Genomic DNA, 15,164 nt, shown 5'->3' with positions numbered 1-15,164 from the left:
CCGCTCAGCGACGGGACTCCCCGTCGGCCTGTCGCTGGCGGTAAGCGCTGGGGGTGAGCCCCGCGTAACGCACGAAGAAACGACTGAAGTAGGCCGGGTCCTTGAAGCCGAGCTGGTAGCAGATCTCGTTCACCGAGCCGCCGGTGAACAGCAGCAGGCGCTTGGACTCCTGCATAAGCCGTTCGTACACCAGGCGCTTCGACGGCAGGTCGGCGATGCGCCGGCAGACGTCGTTGAGGCGCGCCTCGGTGACGCCGATGCGGCTGGCGTAGAGCGACAGCGGCCAGTGCTCGGCATAGCGCTCCTCGATCAGCGCGTTGAAGCGCTGGAAGATCTGCAGGTCTTCGTGGCGCATCGGCCGCGCAGCCACCGAATTGGCCGAGAGACGCAGCAGGCTGATCATGACCAGGCGGGTCAGCGCCAGCAGCGTCTGCTGGCGGCCGGGACGGCTGGCCATCGACTCGCTGCGCAACTGCTCGAAGAGCAGCGCCAGGCGCGCCGCCTCCTCGGCCGCGCCGCCCTCCAGGTTGCCCAGCGCCACACAGGCCGGCGCCACCTGCGGGCCGGGCGCCAGGCCCGGCTCGGCCTCGGTGAGGCTCCACACCAGTTGCTGGCGCACGGTCAGCACATGGCCATCGGCGTCCGCCTCGGTGACGAAGGCGTGCGGCACGGTCGGCGGGGTGAGGAAGAACATCGGCCCCGACTCCAGGTACTGGCGCTCGTCGAGATAGACCCGCACCGCGCCGTTCTTCACGTAGTGCACCTGGAAGAAACGGTCGTGCCGGTGCGCCGGCATGTTACGGCCGAAGAATCCGGCCAGGTTGCCCAGCGCATCGTAGTGCACCTCGGCGTCGGCATAGCGCTGGTCGTAGACCTGCCCAATGTTGATGTTGGGGATCGGCTGGCGCTCTGGCATGGCGATCTTCTCTTTGTTGTTCTTCCCGGCTGCGCACGCAAGCCGTCGCGGGCATCCGTATACCGCAGACGGCGCCTCTTGCCACCTCCCCGGGACGAATGGCGCAGCAGCCGGGGTTGACGATCATTAACATGTTAAATATAACGTTAACACATTAACGAGTTTTCGCCAGGACGGCCCCTCGCCGTTCGCTTATCGCGCCAGGAGACACCACCACAATGAGCCGCGCACTGAATGACGTCGCCGCCGGCACCCTGTTCGGCGTCGCGCTGAACTACAAGGGCCTGCTCGACAGCCGCCTGCCGGAGTTCCAGCAGCCGCCCTACCAGAAGCCGCCGGTGAAGCCGGTGTTGTTCATCAAGACACCGAATACCCGCAACGAGCACGACGCCCCGGTGCTCTTCCCGCGCGGCGTCGAGCGCCTGCAACCGGGTCCGGCGCTGGGCGTGGTGATCGCTCGCGACGCCAGCCGGGTGAAGGAGGAAGAGGCCATGGCGCATGTCGCCGGCTACGTGATCGTCAACGAGTTCAGCCTGCCGGAAGACAGCTACTACCGCCCGGCGGTGAAAGCCAAGTGCCGCGACGGCTTCTGCCCGTTCGGTCCGCAACTGGTGCCGACGCAGGAGATCGCCGATCCCCATGCGCTGGAGCTGAAGCTGTACGTCAACGGCGAACTGCGCCAGCGCAACAACACCGCCAACCTGGTGCGCGACATCCCGCGGCTGATCGCCGAGATCAGCGAGTTCATGACCCTGCACGCCGGCGACGTGCTGATCACCGGCACCCCCGAAGGGCGCGTCGACGTGCATCCCGGCGACCGCGTCGAGGTCGAGATCGACGGCCTCGGCCGCCTCGCCAACAGCATCGTCGCGGAATGAGGAACCGACCATGAAACACGCACGCATCCGCTACCAGGGCCGGGTTCACCAGGTCACCGTGGAAGACGCCAACGCCGTCCGCCTGGCCGACGGCACCCTGCTCGCCGAGGACCGGGTGGAGTGGCTGCCGCCGGCCACCGGGAGCATGTTCGCCCTCGGCCTGAACTACGCCGACCATGCCGCCGAACTGTCGTTCAAGGCGCCCAGCGAACCGCTGGCGTTCATCAAGTCGCCGGGCACCTACACCGGCCACCGCCAGGTCAGCTGGCGTCCGGACAACGTCGACTACATGCACTACGAGTGCGAACTGGTGGCAGTGATCGGCAAGCCGGCGCGCAACGTCCGCCGCGAGGACGCCCTCGGCTACCTGGCCGGCTACACGGTGTGCAACGACTACGCGATCCGCGACTACCTGGAGAACTACTACCGGCCCAACCTGCGGGTGAAGAACCGCGACGCCACCACCCCGGTGGGGCCGTGGATCGTCGACGCGGCCGAGGTTCCCGAGCCGAACCGGCTGACCCTGCGCACCTGGGTCAACGGCGAGCTGCGCCAGGAAGGCAGCACCGCGGACATGATCTTCGACATTCCCTACCTGATCGAATACTTCTCCAGCTTCATGACCCTGCAGCCGGGCGACATGATCGCCACCGGCACCCCGGAAGGCCTGTCCGACGTGGTCCCCGGCGACGAAGTGGTGGTGGAGGTGGAAGGCGTCGGTCGCCTGGTCAACCGAATCGTCAGCGAGGCCGAATTCTTCCGCGCCCGCGCACAGGAGCACGCAGAATGATCAAACACTGGATCAATGGCCGCGAGGTCGAAAGCAAGGACGTCTTCGAGAACTACAACCCGGCCACCGGCGAGCTGATCGGCGAGGTCGCCAGCGGCGGCGCGGCGGAAATCGACGCGGCGGTGGCGGCGGCCCGGGAAGCCTTCCCGAAATGGGCCAATACCCCGGCCAAGGAGCGCGCGCGCCTGATGCGCCGGCTCGGCGAGCTGATCGACCGGAACGTGCCGCACCTGGCGGAACTGGAGACCCTCGACACCGGCCTGCCGATCCACCAGACGAAGAACGTGCTGATCCCGCGCGCCTCGCACAACTTCGAGTTCTTCGCCGAAGTCTGCACGCGGATGAACGGGCACAGCTATCCGGTCGACGACCAGATGCTCAACTACACCCTGTACCAGCCGGTGGGCGTCTGTGGCCTGGTCTCGCCGTGGAACGTACCGTTCATGACCGCCACCTGGAAGACCGCGCCGTGCCTGGCGCTGGGCAACACGGCGGTGCTGAAGATGTCCGAGCTGTCGCCGCTGACCGCCAACGAGCTGGGCCGCCTGGTGCACGAGGCGGGCATTCCGCCGGGGGTGTTCAACGTGGTCCAGGGCTACGGCGCCAGCGCCGGTGACGCGCTGGTCCGCCACCGCGACGTGCGCGCGGTGTCCTTCACCGGCGGCACCGCCACCGGGCGACGAATCATGGAGGCGGCCGGGATCAAGAAGTACTCGATGGAGCTGGGCGGCAAGTCGCCGGTGCTGGTCTTCGAGGACGCCGACCTCGAGCGGGCGCTGGACGCCGCGCTGTTCACCATCTTCTCGCTGAACGGCGAACGCTGCACCGCCGGCAGTCGCATCTTCGTCCAGGAAAGCGTCTACCCGCAGTTCGTCGCCGAGTTCGCCGCGCGCGCCAGGCGCCTGATCGTCGGCGATCCGCAGGACCCGAAGACCCAGGTCGGCTCGATGATCACCCAGGCCCACTACGACAAGGTCACCGGCTACATCCGCATCGGCCTCGAGGAAGGCGCCACCCTGGTGGCCGGCGGCCTGGAGCGTCCGGCCGGCCTGCCGGCGCACCTGAGCAAGGGGCAGTTCATCCAGCCCACGGTGTTCGCCGACGTGGACAACCGCATGCGCATCGCCCAGGAGGAGATCTTCGGCCCGGTGGTCTGCCTGATCCCGTTCAAGGACGAAGCCGAGGCGCTGCGCCTGGCCAACGACGTGGAATACGGCCTGGCCTCCTACATCTGGACCCAGGACATCGGCAAGGCCCATCGCCTGGCACGCGGCATCGAGGCCGGGATGGTCTTCATCAACAGCCAGAACGTGCGCGACCTGCGCCAGCCGTTCGGCGGGGTGAAGGCCTCGGGCACCGGACGCGAAGGCGGGGAATACAGCTTCGAGGTATTCGCCGAGATCAAGAACGTGTGTATATCCATGGGCAGCCATCACATCCCCCGCTGGGGCGTGTAGGGCGCGCTCGTGCAGAGCGGCCGCCCGAGGCCGCCAGCAGCGCCGGCGTGCAGACACAATCAGAAGAATCCGGGCGAGCCGCCAACGGCCGCGCCCGCTGCCAGGCCCAACGGGCCACCAGGAGAATCGTCATGGGCAAAGTCGCTCTGGCTGCCAAGATCACCCACGTACCCTCGCTGTACCTGTCCGAGCTGCCCGGCCCGCGCCACGGCTGCCGCCAGCCGGCGATCGACGGGCACCGCGAGATCGGCCGGCGCTGCCGCGAACTGGGGGTCGACACCATCGTGGTGTTCGACACCCACTGGCTGGTCAACGCCGGCTACCACATCAACTGCGCGCCGCACTTCGAGGGGCTCTACACCAGCAACGAGCTGCCGCACTTCATCGCCAACATGGAGTACGGCTTCCCCGGCAACCCGGAGCTGGGCCGCATCCTCGCCGAGGGCTGCAACGCGCTCGGCGTGGAGACCCTGGCCCACGACGCCACCACCCTCGGCCCGGAGTACGGCACCCTGGTACCGATGCGCTACATGAACCAGGACCGCCACTTCAAGGTGGTCTCGGTCTCCGCCCTGTGCACCGTGCATTACCTGAACGACAGCGCGCGCCTGGGCTGGGCCATGCGCAAGGCGGTGGAAGAGCACTACGACGGCACGGTGGCGTTCCTCGCCAGCGGCTCACTGTCCCACCGCTTCGCCCAGAACGGCCAGGCGCCGGACTTCTCCGACCGCATCTGGAGCCCGTTCCTCGAGGTCCTCGACCATGAAGTCGTGCAGATGTGGCAGGAAGGCCGCTGGGCGGAATTCTGCGGGATGCTCCCGGAGTACGCCTCCAAGGGCCATGGCGAAGGCTTCATGCACGACACCGCGATGCTCCTCGGTGCCCTCGGCTGGTCGGCCTACGACGGCAAGGCGGAGGTGGTGACGCCCTACTTCGGCTCCTCCGGCACCGGGCAGATCAACGCGGTATTCCCGGTCACCGCCCAGGACGGCTCGGCGATTCCCGCCGCCCAAGCCGGCAACCCGGCCGGCGCCAGTTGCGCCAGCCGCCTCTGAGGACGCCACCATGCCGCACTTCATCGCCGAATACACCGACAACATCGAAGCCGAAGCCGACCTGCCCGGCCTGTTCGAGAAGGTCCATGCCTGCCTTGGCGCCAGCGGCGTTTTCCCGCTCGGCGGCATCCGCAGCCGCGGCGTGCGCCTGGACACCTGGCGCATGGCCGACGGCAAGCACGACTACGCCTTCGTCCACATGACCCTGAAAGTCGGCGCCGGTCGCGACCTGGAGACTCGCCGGCAAGTCGCCGAGGCACTTTTCGAGGTGATCACCGCGCACTTCGCCGAGCTCCAGGCGCGACGCCTGCTGGCGCTGTCCTTCGAACTCACCGAACTGGACGCGGAGCTGAACTACAAGCGCAACAACGTGCATGAATTCCTGAACAACCCGGCGGACTGACCGGCCCGCCATAACGCTGCACTCACCCAGCTCGCCTCCCGGCCACCGACAGGTCGCCGGGACGTCCGGGCGCTCACAAAAAGTACAAGATCATGAGCACAGCCAGCACCCTGAACAGCACCACCCTGCCTCTCAGCGACAGCACCCACGACCGCGTCACCTGGCGGCTGATGCCGCTGCTGCTGGTGTGCTACGTCTTCGCCCATCTGGACCGCATCAACATCGGTTTCGCCAAATTGCAGATGAGCGCCGACCTGCACTTCAGCGACACCGTCTACGGTCTCGGCGCCGGGCTATTCTTCATCGCCTATGCGCTGTTCGGCCTGCCCAGCAACCTGATGCTGGAACGGATCGGCCCGCGCCGCTGGATCGCCTGCCTGATGCTGGTCTGGGGCTGTCTCTCCACCGCCATGCTGCTGGTGGAGACCGCGCGCGGCTTCTACCTGCTGCGCTTTCTCCTGGGGGTCGCCGAGGCCGGCTTCTTCCCCGGTATCCTGGTCTACCTGAACCGTTGGTTCCCGGCGCGCCGACGCGGGCAGATCACCGCCCTGTTCGCCATCGCCGTGCCCATGGCCGGGGTGATCGGCGGACCGCTTTCGGGCTGGATCCTAGAAGGCTTCCATGACGCCCTCGGACTGCGCGGCTGGCAGTGGATGTTCCTGATCGAAGGCCTGCCGGTTGTGTTGCTCGGCGTGGTGGTCTGGTGCTCGCTGCCGGAAAGCTTCGAACGGGTGACGTGGCTCAGCGACGAACAGAAGCACCTGCTGCGCGAGGAACTGGCCGGCGAGGAGCAGCGCAAGACCATCACCTCCTTCTCCGGCATCTTCAGCAATCCGCAGGTGTGGCTGCTGGTGGCGATCTATTTCGCGGTGATGCTGGCGGTGAACACCATCGCGTTCTGGATGCCGAGCCTGATCCACGGCGCCGGCATCGCCCAGGACAGCCGCATCGGCATGCTCAGCGCGGTGCCCTATCTCGCCGGCTGCGCCTTCATGATCTTCATCGGCCGTTCCTCCGACCGCCTGCGCGAGCGCCGCTGGCACCTCGGCATTCCGTTGCTGATGGCCGCCGCCGGGCTCAGCCTGGCGGCCCTGGCGCCGACCAGCGCCTGGCTGGTGATGGGCGGCCTGGTGATCGCCGGGATGGGCGCCAGCGCCGCCCTGCCGATGTTCTGGCAACTGCCGCCGGCCTTCCTTTCCAGCACCACCCTGGCCGCCGGAATCGCCCTGATCAGTTCCTTCGGCAGCATCGCCGCCTTCCTCGCGCCCTACCTGATCGGCTGGATGCGCGACACCACCCAGAGCGCCAGCCTGGCCCTGTACCTGCTGGCCATCCTCATCGCCCTCGGCGCCGGCCTGGTCCTGCGGACCCCCGCCGCCGTGGTCAACCCACGCTGAACCGAGAGACCCCGACCATGCTCGATCCCCGTCTGATCCAGGAAGCCGCCAACCGCCTCGACGCCGCCGAACGCTCGCGCCAGCAGGTAAGGCAGTTCTCCCTCGACTACCCGGACATCGCCATCGAGGACGCCTACGCCATCCAGCGCGCCTGGGTCGAGCGCAAGATCGCCGACGGGCGCGTGCTCAAGGGCCACAAGATCGGCCTGACCTCGCGCGCCATGCAGGTCTCGTCGAACATCAGCGAACCGGACTACGGCGCCTTGCTCGACGACATGTTCTTCGAGGAAGGCAGCGACATCCCCTTCCAGCGCTTCATCGTGCCGCGGGTCGAGGTGGAGCTGGCGTTCATCCTCGGCAAGCCGCTGAAGGGACCGGGCTGCACCCTGTTCGACGTGCTCGAGGCCACCGAGTGGGTGATCCCGGCGCTGGAGATCATCGATGCGCGCATCCAGCAGGTCGACCCGCAAACGAAAGTCACGCGCAAGGTCTTCGACACCATCTCCGACAACGCCGCCAACGCCGGCGTGGTGATGGGCGGCCGGGCCGTGCGGCCAGGCGATATCGACCTGCGGCGGGTACCGGCGATCCTCTACCGCAATGGCGTGATCGAGGAGTCTGGCGTCTCCGCCGCGGTGCTCAACCACCCGGCCAAGGGCGTCGCCTGGCTGGCCAACAAGCTGGCGCCCTACGGCGTCTGCCTGGAGGCCGGCCAGGTGATCCTCGGCGGCTCCTTCACCCGCCCGGTGGCGGCCGCGCCGGGGGACACCTTCCACGTCGACTACGATCTGCTCGGCAGCATCTCCTGCCGTTTCGTCTGAGGAGGTATTTCCATGGACCTGCCCGTCAATCGCTTCAAGCAACGCCTGCGCAGCGGCGAGGCGCAGATCGGCCTGTGGCTCGGCCTGGCCGATCCCTACTGCGCGGAGCTGGCCGCCAACGCCGGCTTCGACTGGCTGCTGCTGGACGGCGAGCACGCGCCCAACGACCTGCGCAGCCTGCTCGGCCAGTTGCAGGCGCTGGCGCCCTACCCCGGCCAGCCGGTGATTCGCCCGGTGCAGGGCGACACCGCGCTGATCAAGCAATTGCTCGACATCGGCGCACAGACCCTGCTGGTACCGATGGTCGACAGCGCCGCCCAGGCCGAAGGCCTGGTGCGCGCCGTGCGCTATCCGCCGGCGGGCGTGCGCGGGGTCGGCAGTGCGCTGGCCCGGGCTTCGCGCTGGAACAGCGTGGCGGAATACCTGGACCACGCCGACGAGCAGATGTGCCTGCTGGTCCAGGTGGAAAACCTGGAGGGCCTGGCCAACCTCGACGCGATCGCCGCCGTCGAGGGCGTCGACGGCGTGTTCATCGGTCCGGCCGATCTCAGCGCAGCCATGGGCCATCGCGGCAATCCCGGCCATCCCGAGGTGCAGGCGGCCATCGAGGACGCCATCCGCCGCATCCGCGCGGCCGGCAAGGCCGCCGGCATCCTCTCCGCCGACGAGGCGCTGGCGCGGCGCTACCTGGAGCTGGGCTGCGCGTTCGTCGCGGTGGGCGTGGACACCAGCCTGCTGATGCGTTCGCTGCGCGAGCTGGCGGGGCGCTTCAAGGGCGGCGCGCCGGCGCCGTCCGCCAGTTCCTCGGTCTACGGCTGAGGGGCGCGCCCCGCTCCCGCAGCGGGAGAGGGGCCAGGTCGGCGTTGCGGCAGGTATCGGCGTCGGTCCGGGGGCGTATGCCTAGCGTCGGCGGAACAATGGTCGCGGCTCGATCGCCGAGCGGCCGTAGAGCACGCTCAAGCCCGCCAGCCCCTTGAGCGCATCCTCGACGTTCTTGTCCTCGCGCACCGCGAAGGCATCGAAGCCGCACTGGCGCATATGGCTGAGCTGGTCGCGCAACACGTCGCCCACGGCGCGCAACTCGCCGCTCCAGCCCAGGCGCACGCGCAGCAGGTAGGCCAGGCTGTAGCCACGGCCGTCGCGGAAGCTGGGGAAGTCGACGGCGATCAGCGGCAGCTCGGCGAAGTGCGGCAGCAAGGCTTCCACCTCATCGTCCGGCGCCAGCCAGGGCGCGGCGGCTCCGGCCTCGCCGCGGCGCTCCAGCCAGGCCGCCAGAGGCAGCAGCAACGGCCCCGGCGGCAGCGCGTCGGGCAACTCGCGCAGGAGTTGCCAGGGATCGTCGCGGCAGACCTCGGCGACGCCATCGCGCAAACGGATCAGGTTGTTCATGCCGGTTCCTCCATCCTGGCGTAGACCCGGGCCTTGAACGGCTCCAGGCCGACCCGGTTGAAGGTGTCAATGAAACGTTCCGGGCCGACCCGCAGGTCGGTGAAGGTTTCGACGATCCGCTCGATCACCGCCGGCACCTCGGCAGCGCTGAACGATGGCCCGATCACCTTGCCCAGCGCGCTGTCCTTGCCCTGGGCGCCGCCGAGGGTGACCTGGTACCACTCGCTGCCGTTCTTGTCGACGCCGAGGATGCCGATGTTGCCGATGTGGTGGTGGCCGCAGGCGTTCATGCAGCCGGAGATGTTCAGGCTCAGCTCGCCGATGTCGTGCAGGTGGTCGAGGTCCTCGAAGCGCTGCTGGATGCCCTGGGCGATGGGGATCGACTTGGCGTTGGCCAGCGCGCAGTAGTCGCCGCCGGGACAAGCGATGATGTCGCTGAGCAGGCCCTGGTTAGGCGTGCCGAGGCCGGCTGCGCAGGCCTCGCGCCACAGCGCGTGGAGGTTCTCCAGGCGCACGTCGGGGAGCACCAGGTTCTGTTCGTGGGCCACGCGGATCTCGCCGAAACCGTAGCGCTCGGCCCAGTCGGCGACGCGTTCCATCTGCTCCGCGGTGACGTCGCCCGGCGGCGCGCTGGCGCCGGGCTTGGTCGACAGCACCACCGAGGCGTAACCCGGCACCTTGTGCGCCTGGACGTTGCGCGAGGCCCAGCGGGCGAAGGCCGGATCGACCGCACGGGCGCTGCCGTAGGCCAGCTCGCCGCCGGCCGGCGGCAGGTAGCGCGGCAATACGAAGCGTTCGGCGACCCGCTGGCACTCCTCGGCAGTCAGTTGTGCCGGGCCGTCGCGCAGGTGCTGCCACTCTTCCTCCACCTCGCGGGCGAAAGCCTCGATGCCCAGCGCCTTGACCAGGATCTTGATCCGCGCCTTGTACTTGTTGTCGCGCCGGCCGTAGCGGTTGTAGACCCGCAGGATCGCCTCGACGTAGGACAACAGGTGCTGCCAGGGCAGGTCGTCGCGGATCACCTGGCCGAGCATCGGCGTGCGTCCCAGGCCGCCGCCGACCAGGACCCGCAGGCGCAACTCGCCGGCGTCGGGGTGGCGGTAAAGGTACAGGCCGATGTCGTGCATCTGCACCGCGGCGCGGTCTTCCACCGCCGAACTGAGGGCGATCTTGAACTTGCGCGGGAGGAACAGGAACTCCGGGTTCACCGTCGACCACTGGCGCAGGATCTCGGCCAGCGGCCGGGGGTCGGTCCATTCGTCCGCGGCGACCCCGGCGAAGGCTTCGGTGGTGATGTTGCGCACGCAGTTGCCGGAGGTCTGGATCGCATGCATCTGCGCGCCGGCGAGGTGTTCGAGGATATCGCCGACCTGCTCCAGTTCGATCCAGTTGAACTGGATGTTCTGCCGCGTGGTGAAGTGCCCGTAGCCGCGGTCGTAGTGCCGGGCGACATGCGCCAGCGCGCGCAGTTGCGGCGACGAGAGGGTGCCGTAGGGAATCGCCACGCGCAGCATGTAGGCGTGCTTCTGCAGGTACAGGCCGTTCTGCAGGCGCAGCGGGAGGAACTCCTCCTCGCTCAGTTCGCCGTCGAGGCGGCGGGCGATCTGGTCGCGGAACTGCGCCACCCGCTCGCTCACCAGCGCCTGGTCGTATTCGTCGTACTGGTACATCGCAAAGCCCTCATCGACAGGGTTTCTCCACCGATGACGGGCAGGGTGGGTGGCGAAGAAACCGGGGACCGGCTGCGCCCCTGTTTCTGGCGACAGGATGGGCCGGTGTTCACTGGCACCCACTATCGCCCGCGTACAGACAGCGAAACAGCGGCAGATTCCGCCGAAAAAAACACATCAGATGGCCGACGACGGCGAATTCGCGCCGCCTGCGACCGGTTGCCACGGGGTGCATATCTGTACTGCCGGAGGACGCCCGGTAACCCGCGGCAATGCTGGGCCGCTGCTTTCCGGAGGCATCTGATATGGTTTTTCCCGCTCGATCTGCCGCTGTTTCGCCCATCAGCCGGTTCCTATAGTCGCAACCGCCTCTCCAGCCTGATGGGCCTACGAAAAATGAGCGAAAGAATTCCCGCTATCCAGGTCGAGCCCGCCGTACCGGCCGCTCCGTCGAAACAGCCGCCCGCGCCCGGCAAGCTGCCGTCGGCGGTGAACGGCCCGATCTACACCCGCAGCTTCACCGGTCTGTTCCGCAACTTCCGCCGCCTCGGCGGCGGCCTGCTGTTCCTGCTGTTCTTCGGCACCCTGTGGCTGAACTGGAACGGCCGCCAGGCGGTGCTCTGGGACCTGCCCGAGCGCAAGTTCTACATTTTCGGCGCGACCTTCTGGCCGCAGGACTTCATCCTGCTCTCGGCGCTGCTGATCATCGCCGCCTTCGGCCTGTTCTTCATCACCGTGTTCGCCGGCCGCGTCTGGTGCGGCTATACCTGCCCGCAGAGCGTATGGACCTGGGTGTTCATGTGGTGCGAGAAGGTCACCGAGGGCGACCGCAACGCGCGGATCAAGCTCGACCAGGGTCCGGCGAGCGCCGCCAAGCTCTTGCGCAAGACGGCCAAGCACGCGCTATGGCTGGGTGTGAGCCTGGTCACGGCGGTCACCTTCATCGGCTACTTCACTCCGGTGCGACCGCTGGTGGCCGACCTGTTCAGCTTCCAGCTGGACCTGGAAAGCCTGTTCTGGGTGCTGTTCTTCACCGCCGCCACCTATGTCAACGCCGGCTGGCTGCGCGAGCAGGTGTGCATCCACATGTGTCCCTACTCGCGCTTCCAGAGCGTGATGTTCGACAAGGACACCCTGATCGTGTCCTACGACGCCGCCCGCGGCGAGTCCCGCGGCGCCCGCAAGAAAGGCAGCGATCCGCGCGCCCAGGGGCTTGGCGACTGCATCGATTGCCAGCAGTGCGTGCAGGTCTGCCCCACCGGCATCGACATCCGCGACGGCCTGCAGATCGCCTGCATCGGCTGCGCCGCCTGCGTCGACGCCTGCGACTCGATCATGGACAAGATGGGCTATGAACGCGGCCTGGTGCGCTACACCTCGGAACGCGCCCTGGAAGGTGGCCAGACCCGTTTCCTGCGTCCACGCCTGGTCGGCTACGCGGCGGTGATGCTGGCGATGATCGGCGCCTTCGTCGTCGCCCTGGATGCCCGCCCGCTGGCCTCGCTGGACGTGACCCGCGACCGTGGGCTGTTCCGCGAGAACGCCGCCGGGCAGATCGAGAACATCTACACCCTCAAGGTCATCAACAAGACCCAGCAGCCGCAGCGCTATCGCCTGCAACTCGACGACGCACCGGAGTTCCGCCTGCAGGGCGAGCACACCCTGAGCCTGAAGCCCGGCGAGATCCTCGACTTCCCGGTGTCGGTGGCCTCTACCGCCGAACGCGCCAGGGCCGGCTCGCAACCGCTGGCGTTCAGCCTGCGCGGCATCGACGACCCGAGCCTGGCGGTCGGCAGCACCAGCACCTTCGTTTCGCCGGCGCGCTGAGGAGGCCGCGATGAGGCATGACAACACGGTCCCGGCGCGCATAGAGTGGGCGCCAGCGGCCGTGCCCACGGCCAGCCAGGACAGCGGCCAGGACAAGATGAAGCGCTACGAGAAATTCGCCGACGAGATTGCCGAGCTGATCCGCACCGGCGTCCTCGCCCCCGGGCAGAAGGTGCCCTCGGTACGGCACGCCAGCCGTACCTACGGGGTCAGCGCTTCCACCGTGTTCCAGGCCTACTACCTGCTGGAAAGCCGTGGGCTGATCATGGCCCGCGCACGCTCCGGCTACTTCGTCTGCCAGCACGTGCAGCGGCCGCTGCCGGAACCGGAGATCAGCCCGCGCCAGGCCGACGCCACCGAGGTCGACGTCAGCGAGCTGGTGTTCTCCGTACTCAGTTCGATCAAGGACCCGGACACCGTGCCCTTCGGCTCGGCGTTCCCCAGTCCGCAACTGTTTCCCCTGCCGCGCCTGGCGCGCTCGATGGCCCACGCGGTGCGCGACATGGACCCGCAGTCGGTGGTCGCCGACATGACGCCGGGCAACCATGGCCTGCGCCGGCAGATCGCCCTGCGCTACATGGTCGGCGGCCTGCTGCTGCCGGTGGAAGAACTGGTCATCAGCAACGGCGCGCTGGAGGCACTCAACCTCTGCCTGCAGGTGGTCACCCGTCCCGGCGACCTGGTGGCCATCGAGGCGCCGGCGTTCTACGCCACCCTGCAGGTGCTGGAACGGTTGAAGCTGAAGGCGGTGGAAATCCCCGTGCATCCGCGCGAAGGCATCGACCTGGAAGTGCTCGCCGACAGCCTGGAGCGCCTGCCGATCAAGGCCTGCTGGTTCATGAGCAACTTCCAGAACCCGATGGGCGCGAGCATGGACGACGAGAAGAAACGCGCCCTCGCCGAGCTGCTGGCGCGCCACCAGGTGCCGATGATCGAGGACGACGTGTACGCCGAACTGTACTTCGGCCAGCAGGCGCCGAAACCGGTCAAGGCCTACGACCAGGAAGGCCTGGTGATGCACTGCAGTTCCTTCTCCAAGAGCCTGGCGCCGGGCTACCGGGTCGGCTGGGTGGCCGGCGGACGCTACGCCGAGCAGATCGAGCGACTGAAGCTGATGACCAGCCTGTCGGCGTCGATCCCGGCCCAGGCGGCCATCGCCGACTATCTCCAGCACGGCGGCTACGACCGCCACCTGCGCAAGCTGCGCTACGCCCTGGAGACCCAGCAGAACGCCATGCTCGCGGCGGTGGCGCGTTACTTCCCCGAGCAGACCCGGGTCAGCCGTCCCAGCGGCGGCTACTTCCTCTGGCTGGAGTTGCCCGAGGCGGTCGACTCGCTGCGCCTGTTCCAACTGGCCCTGGCCCAGGGCATCAGCCTCGCCCCGGGGCCGATCTTCTCCGCCACCCGCCGCTTCGCCCATTGCGCCCGGCTCAACTACGGGCACCCGTGGAGCGCGCGGCAGGAGAAGGCGATGGAGACCCTCGGGCGGATCGCCCAGTCGCTGGCGGGATGACGCCCCGCAGACGGAAAGCCACTCCGGAGTAAGGCGGATAACCGCGCGCGGTCATCCGCCATGATCGGCTCGCGTCCCCCATCCCGGTATGCGCCGCTGCCCTGCGCGAACGCCTTCCCCTGCCCCATCTGATACCCAAATTCCATATCGACCTGAAGCTGTTTTACCCCCGCCTCAGCCCTTAGATTGCAGGCTCCGGCTGGCGCCCCGTCACCCCCCTCGACGGCGGTCGCCGGCTGTTCATTTCTTTCGGGACTGTACAGATGAACAAAGCAACGACGGAACCTGCCTACAACTACAAGGTGGTTCGCCAGTTCGCCATCATGACCGTGGTATGGGGCGTGATCGGCATGGGGTTGGGCGTACTGATCGCCTCGCAACTGGTCTGGCCCCAGATGAACTTCGACCTGCCCTGGACCAGCTTCGGCCGCCTGCGGCCGCTGCATACCAACCTGGTGATCTTCGCCTTCGGCGGCTGCGCGCTGTTCGCCACCAGCTACTACACGGTGCAGCGCACCTGCCAGGTACGCCTGTTCTCCGACACCCTGGCCGCCTTCACCTTCTGGGGCTGGCAGGCGGTGGCGGTGATCCTGCTGGTCAGCCTGCCGCTGGGCAACACCACCACCAAGGAATACGCCGAGATCGAGTTCACCGGCGCGATCTGGCTGGCGATCGTCTGGGTCGCCTACGCGGTGGTGTTCTTCGGCACCCTGATCAAGCGCAAGGTCAAGCACATCTATGTCGGCAACTGGTTCTTCGGCTCGTTCATCCTGACCACCGCGATGCTGCACATCGTCAACCACATGTCGCTGCCGGTGAGCTGGTTCAAGTCCTACTCGATGTACTCCGGCGCCACCGATGCCATGGTCCAGTGGTGGTACGGGCACAACGCCGTAGGCTTCTTCCTGACCACCGGCTTCCTCGGCATGATGTACTACTTCGTGCCCAAGCAGGCCGGGCGCCCGGTCTACTCCTACCGGCTGTCCATCGTCCACTTCTGGGCGCTGATCACCCTGTACATCTGGGCCGGCCCGCACCACCTGCACTA

At 67.7% G+C, this 15,164-nt stretch carries 14 protein-coding genes; 11 read left to right on the top strand and 3 right to left on the bottom strand.

All coding sequences use genetic code 11. The annotated features are described in order from the left end of the window. Nucleotides 1-4: 4 nt before the first annotated feature. Nucleotides 5-916, bottom strand: a complete 912-nt coding sequence (gene hpaA / locus HMPREF2914_RS26675; protein ID WP_003093443.1) for a 4-hydroxyphenylacetate catabolism regulatory protein HpaA — start codon at nt 914-916, stop codon at nt 5-7. 218 nt (nt 917-1,134) lie between these two features. Here hpaA and HMPREF2914_RS26670 point away from each other — a divergent pair, with 218 nt between their 5' ends. The 8 genes from HMPREF2914_RS26670 (at nt 1,135) to hpaI (ending at nt 8,536) form a co-directional block, all read left to right on the top strand. Then, a complete protein-coding gene (locus HMPREF2914_RS26670) occupies nt 1,135-1,794 on the top strand; it encodes a fumarylacetoacetate hydrolase family protein (protein ID WP_003110133.1) in 660 nt (219 codons plus the stop codon). 10 nt (nt 1,795-1,804) lie between these two features. Continuing rightward, the gene (locus HMPREF2914_RS26665) at nt 1,805-2,584 is read left to right on the top strand and encodes a fumarylacetoacetate hydrolase family protein (RefSeq protein ID WP_003110132.1); all 780 of its coding nucleotides are present in this window, start codon (nt 1,805-1,807) and stop codon (nt 2,582-2,584) included. Continuing rightward, nucleotides 2,581-4,041, top strand: a complete 1,461-nt coding sequence (gene hpaE, locus HMPREF2914_RS26660) for a 5-carboxymethyl-2-hydroxymuconate semialdehyde dehydrogenase (protein ID WP_003110130.1) — start codon at nt 2,581-2,583, stop codon at nt 4,039-4,041. Before HMPREF2914_RS26665 ends, hpaE begins: the two co-directional genes overlap by 4 nt. Nucleotides 4,042-4,172: 131 nt before the next feature. Next, complete coding sequence (gene hpaD / locus HMPREF2914_RS26655; RefSeq protein ID WP_003093449.1) at nt 4,173-5,096, top strand: 3,4-dihydroxyphenylacetate 2,3-dioxygenase; 924 nt, start codon at nt 4,173-4,175, stop codon at nt 5,094-5,096. 10 nt (nt 5,097-5,106) lie between these two features. Continuing rightward, entirely contained in the window at nt 5,107-5,499 is a 393-nt protein-coding gene (locus HMPREF2914_RS26650; RefSeq protein ID WP_003093450.1) for a 5-carboxymethyl-2-hydroxymuconate Delta-isomerase, read from the top strand. Between the two features lie 92 nt (nt 5,500-5,591). After that, nucleotides 5,592-6,896 (top strand): MFS transporter, encoded by a 1,305-nt coding sequence (locus tag HMPREF2914_RS26645; RefSeq protein WP_003132293.1) that lies wholly within the window; start codon nt 5,592-5,594, stop codon nt 6,894-6,896. 17 nt (nt 6,897-6,913) lie between these two features. Next, a complete protein-coding gene (gene hpaH / locus HMPREF2914_RS26640; protein WP_003101261.1) occupies nt 6,914-7,717 on the top strand; it encodes a 2-oxo-hept-4-ene-1,7-dioate hydratase in 804 nt (267 codons plus the stop codon). Between the two features lie 12 nt (nt 7,718-7,729). Continuing rightward, on the top strand, nt 7,730-8,536 hold the full coding sequence (gene hpaI / locus HMPREF2914_RS26635; protein WP_003093455.1) for a 4-hydroxy-2-oxoheptanedioate aldolase: 807 nt from the start codon (nt 7,730-7,732) through the stop codon (nt 8,534-8,536). Between the two features lie 81 nt (nt 8,537-8,617). Here the strand turns inward: hpaI and HMPREF2914_RS26630 are convergent, their stop codons facing one another. Both HMPREF2914_RS26630 and HMPREF2914_RS26625 read right to left on the bottom strand, forming a co-directional pair. Further along, complete coding sequence (locus HMPREF2914_RS26630; protein ID WP_003093457.1) at nt 8,618-9,106, bottom strand: DUF934 domain-containing protein; 489 nt, start codon at nt 9,104-9,106, stop codon at nt 8,618-8,620. Next, nucleotides 9,103-10,776 (bottom strand): nitrite/sulfite reductase, encoded by a 1,674-nt coding sequence (locus HMPREF2914_RS26625; RefSeq protein WP_003137554.1) that lies wholly within the window; start codon nt 10,774-10,776, stop codon nt 9,103-9,105. The genes HMPREF2914_RS26630 and HMPREF2914_RS26625 overlap by 4 nt, the downstream gene beginning before the upstream one ends. A 105-nt stretch (nt 10,777-10,881) precedes the next feature. Here HMPREF2914_RS26625 and ccoG point away from each other — a divergent pair, with 105 nt between their 5' ends. From ccoG to HMPREF2914_RS26610, 3 genes are all read left to right on the top strand, one after another. Beyond that, nucleotides 10,882-12,603: a cytochrome c oxidase accessory protein CcoG gene (gene ccoG, locus HMPREF2914_RS26620; RefSeq protein WP_003132287.1), complete on the top strand. Its 1,722-nt coding sequence runs from the start codon at nt 10,882-10,884 to the stop codon at nt 12,601-12,603. A gap of 97 nt (nt 12,604-12,700) precedes the next feature. Further along, entirely contained in the window at nt 12,701-14,116 is a 1,416-nt protein-coding gene (gene mapR / locus HMPREF2914_RS26615; protein ID WP_003101248.1) for a GntR family transcriptional regulator MpaR, read from the top strand. A gap of 263 nt (nt 14,117-14,379) precedes the next feature. After that, nucleotides 14,380-15,164, top strand: a 785-nt coding sequence (locus HMPREF2914_RS26610; protein WP_177343979.1) for a cbb3-type cytochrome c oxidase subunit I, incomplete at its 3' end; no start/stop codon positions are given.

This window comes from Pseudomonas sp. HMSC067G02, assembly GCF_001813485.1.
GTDB lineage: Bacteria > Pseudomonadota > Gammaproteobacteria > Pseudomonadales > Pseudomonadaceae > Pseudomonas > Pseudomonas aeruginosa.
Note: the sequence above shows the minus strand (reverse complement) of the source record. Positions and strands in the feature narration are given on the sequence as shown.

Coding starts and splice junctions, on each gene's coding strand:
- hpaA (WP_003093443.1), bottom strand. CDS start 916: ATGCCAGAGCGCCAGCCGATCCCCAACATCAACATTGGGCAGGTCTAC.
- HMPREF2914_RS26670 (WP_003110133.1), top strand. CDS start 1,135: ATGAGCCGCGCACTGAATGACGTCGCCGCCGGCACCCTGTTCGGCGTC.
- HMPREF2914_RS26665 (WP_003110132.1), top strand. CDS start 1,805: ATGAAACACGCACGCATCCGCTACCAGGGCCGGGTTCACCAGGTCACC.
- hpaE (WP_003110130.1), top strand. CDS start 2,581: ATGATCAAACACTGGATCAATGGCCGCGAGGTCGAAAGCAAGGACGTC.
- hpaD (WP_003093449.1), top strand. CDS start 4,173: ATGGGCAAAGTCGCTCTGGCTGCCAAGATCACCCACGTACCCTCGCTG.
- HMPREF2914_RS26650 (WP_003093450.1), top strand. CDS start 5,107: ATGCCGCACTTCATCGCCGAATACACCGACAACATCGAAGCCGAAGCC.
- HMPREF2914_RS26645 (WP_003132293.1), top strand. CDS start 5,592: ATGAGCACAGCCAGCACCCTGAACAGCACCACCCTGCCTCTCAGCGAC.
- hpaH (WP_003101261.1), top strand. CDS start 6,914: ATGCTCGATCCCCGTCTGATCCAGGAAGCCGCCAACCGCCTCGACGCC.
- hpaI (WP_003093455.1), top strand. CDS start 7,730: ATGGACCTGCCCGTCAATCGCTTCAAGCAACGCCTGCGCAGCGGCGAG.
- HMPREF2914_RS26630 (WP_003093457.1), bottom strand. CDS start 9,106: ATGAACAACCTGATCCGTTTGCGCGATGGCGTCGCCGAGGTCTGCCGC.
- HMPREF2914_RS26625 (WP_003137554.1), bottom strand. CDS start 10,776: ATGTACCAGTACGACGAATACGACCAGGCGCTGGTGAGCGAGCGGGTG.
- mapR (WP_003101248.1), top strand. CDS start 12,701: ATGAAGCGCTACGAGAAATTCGCCGACGAGATTGCCGAGCTGATCCGC.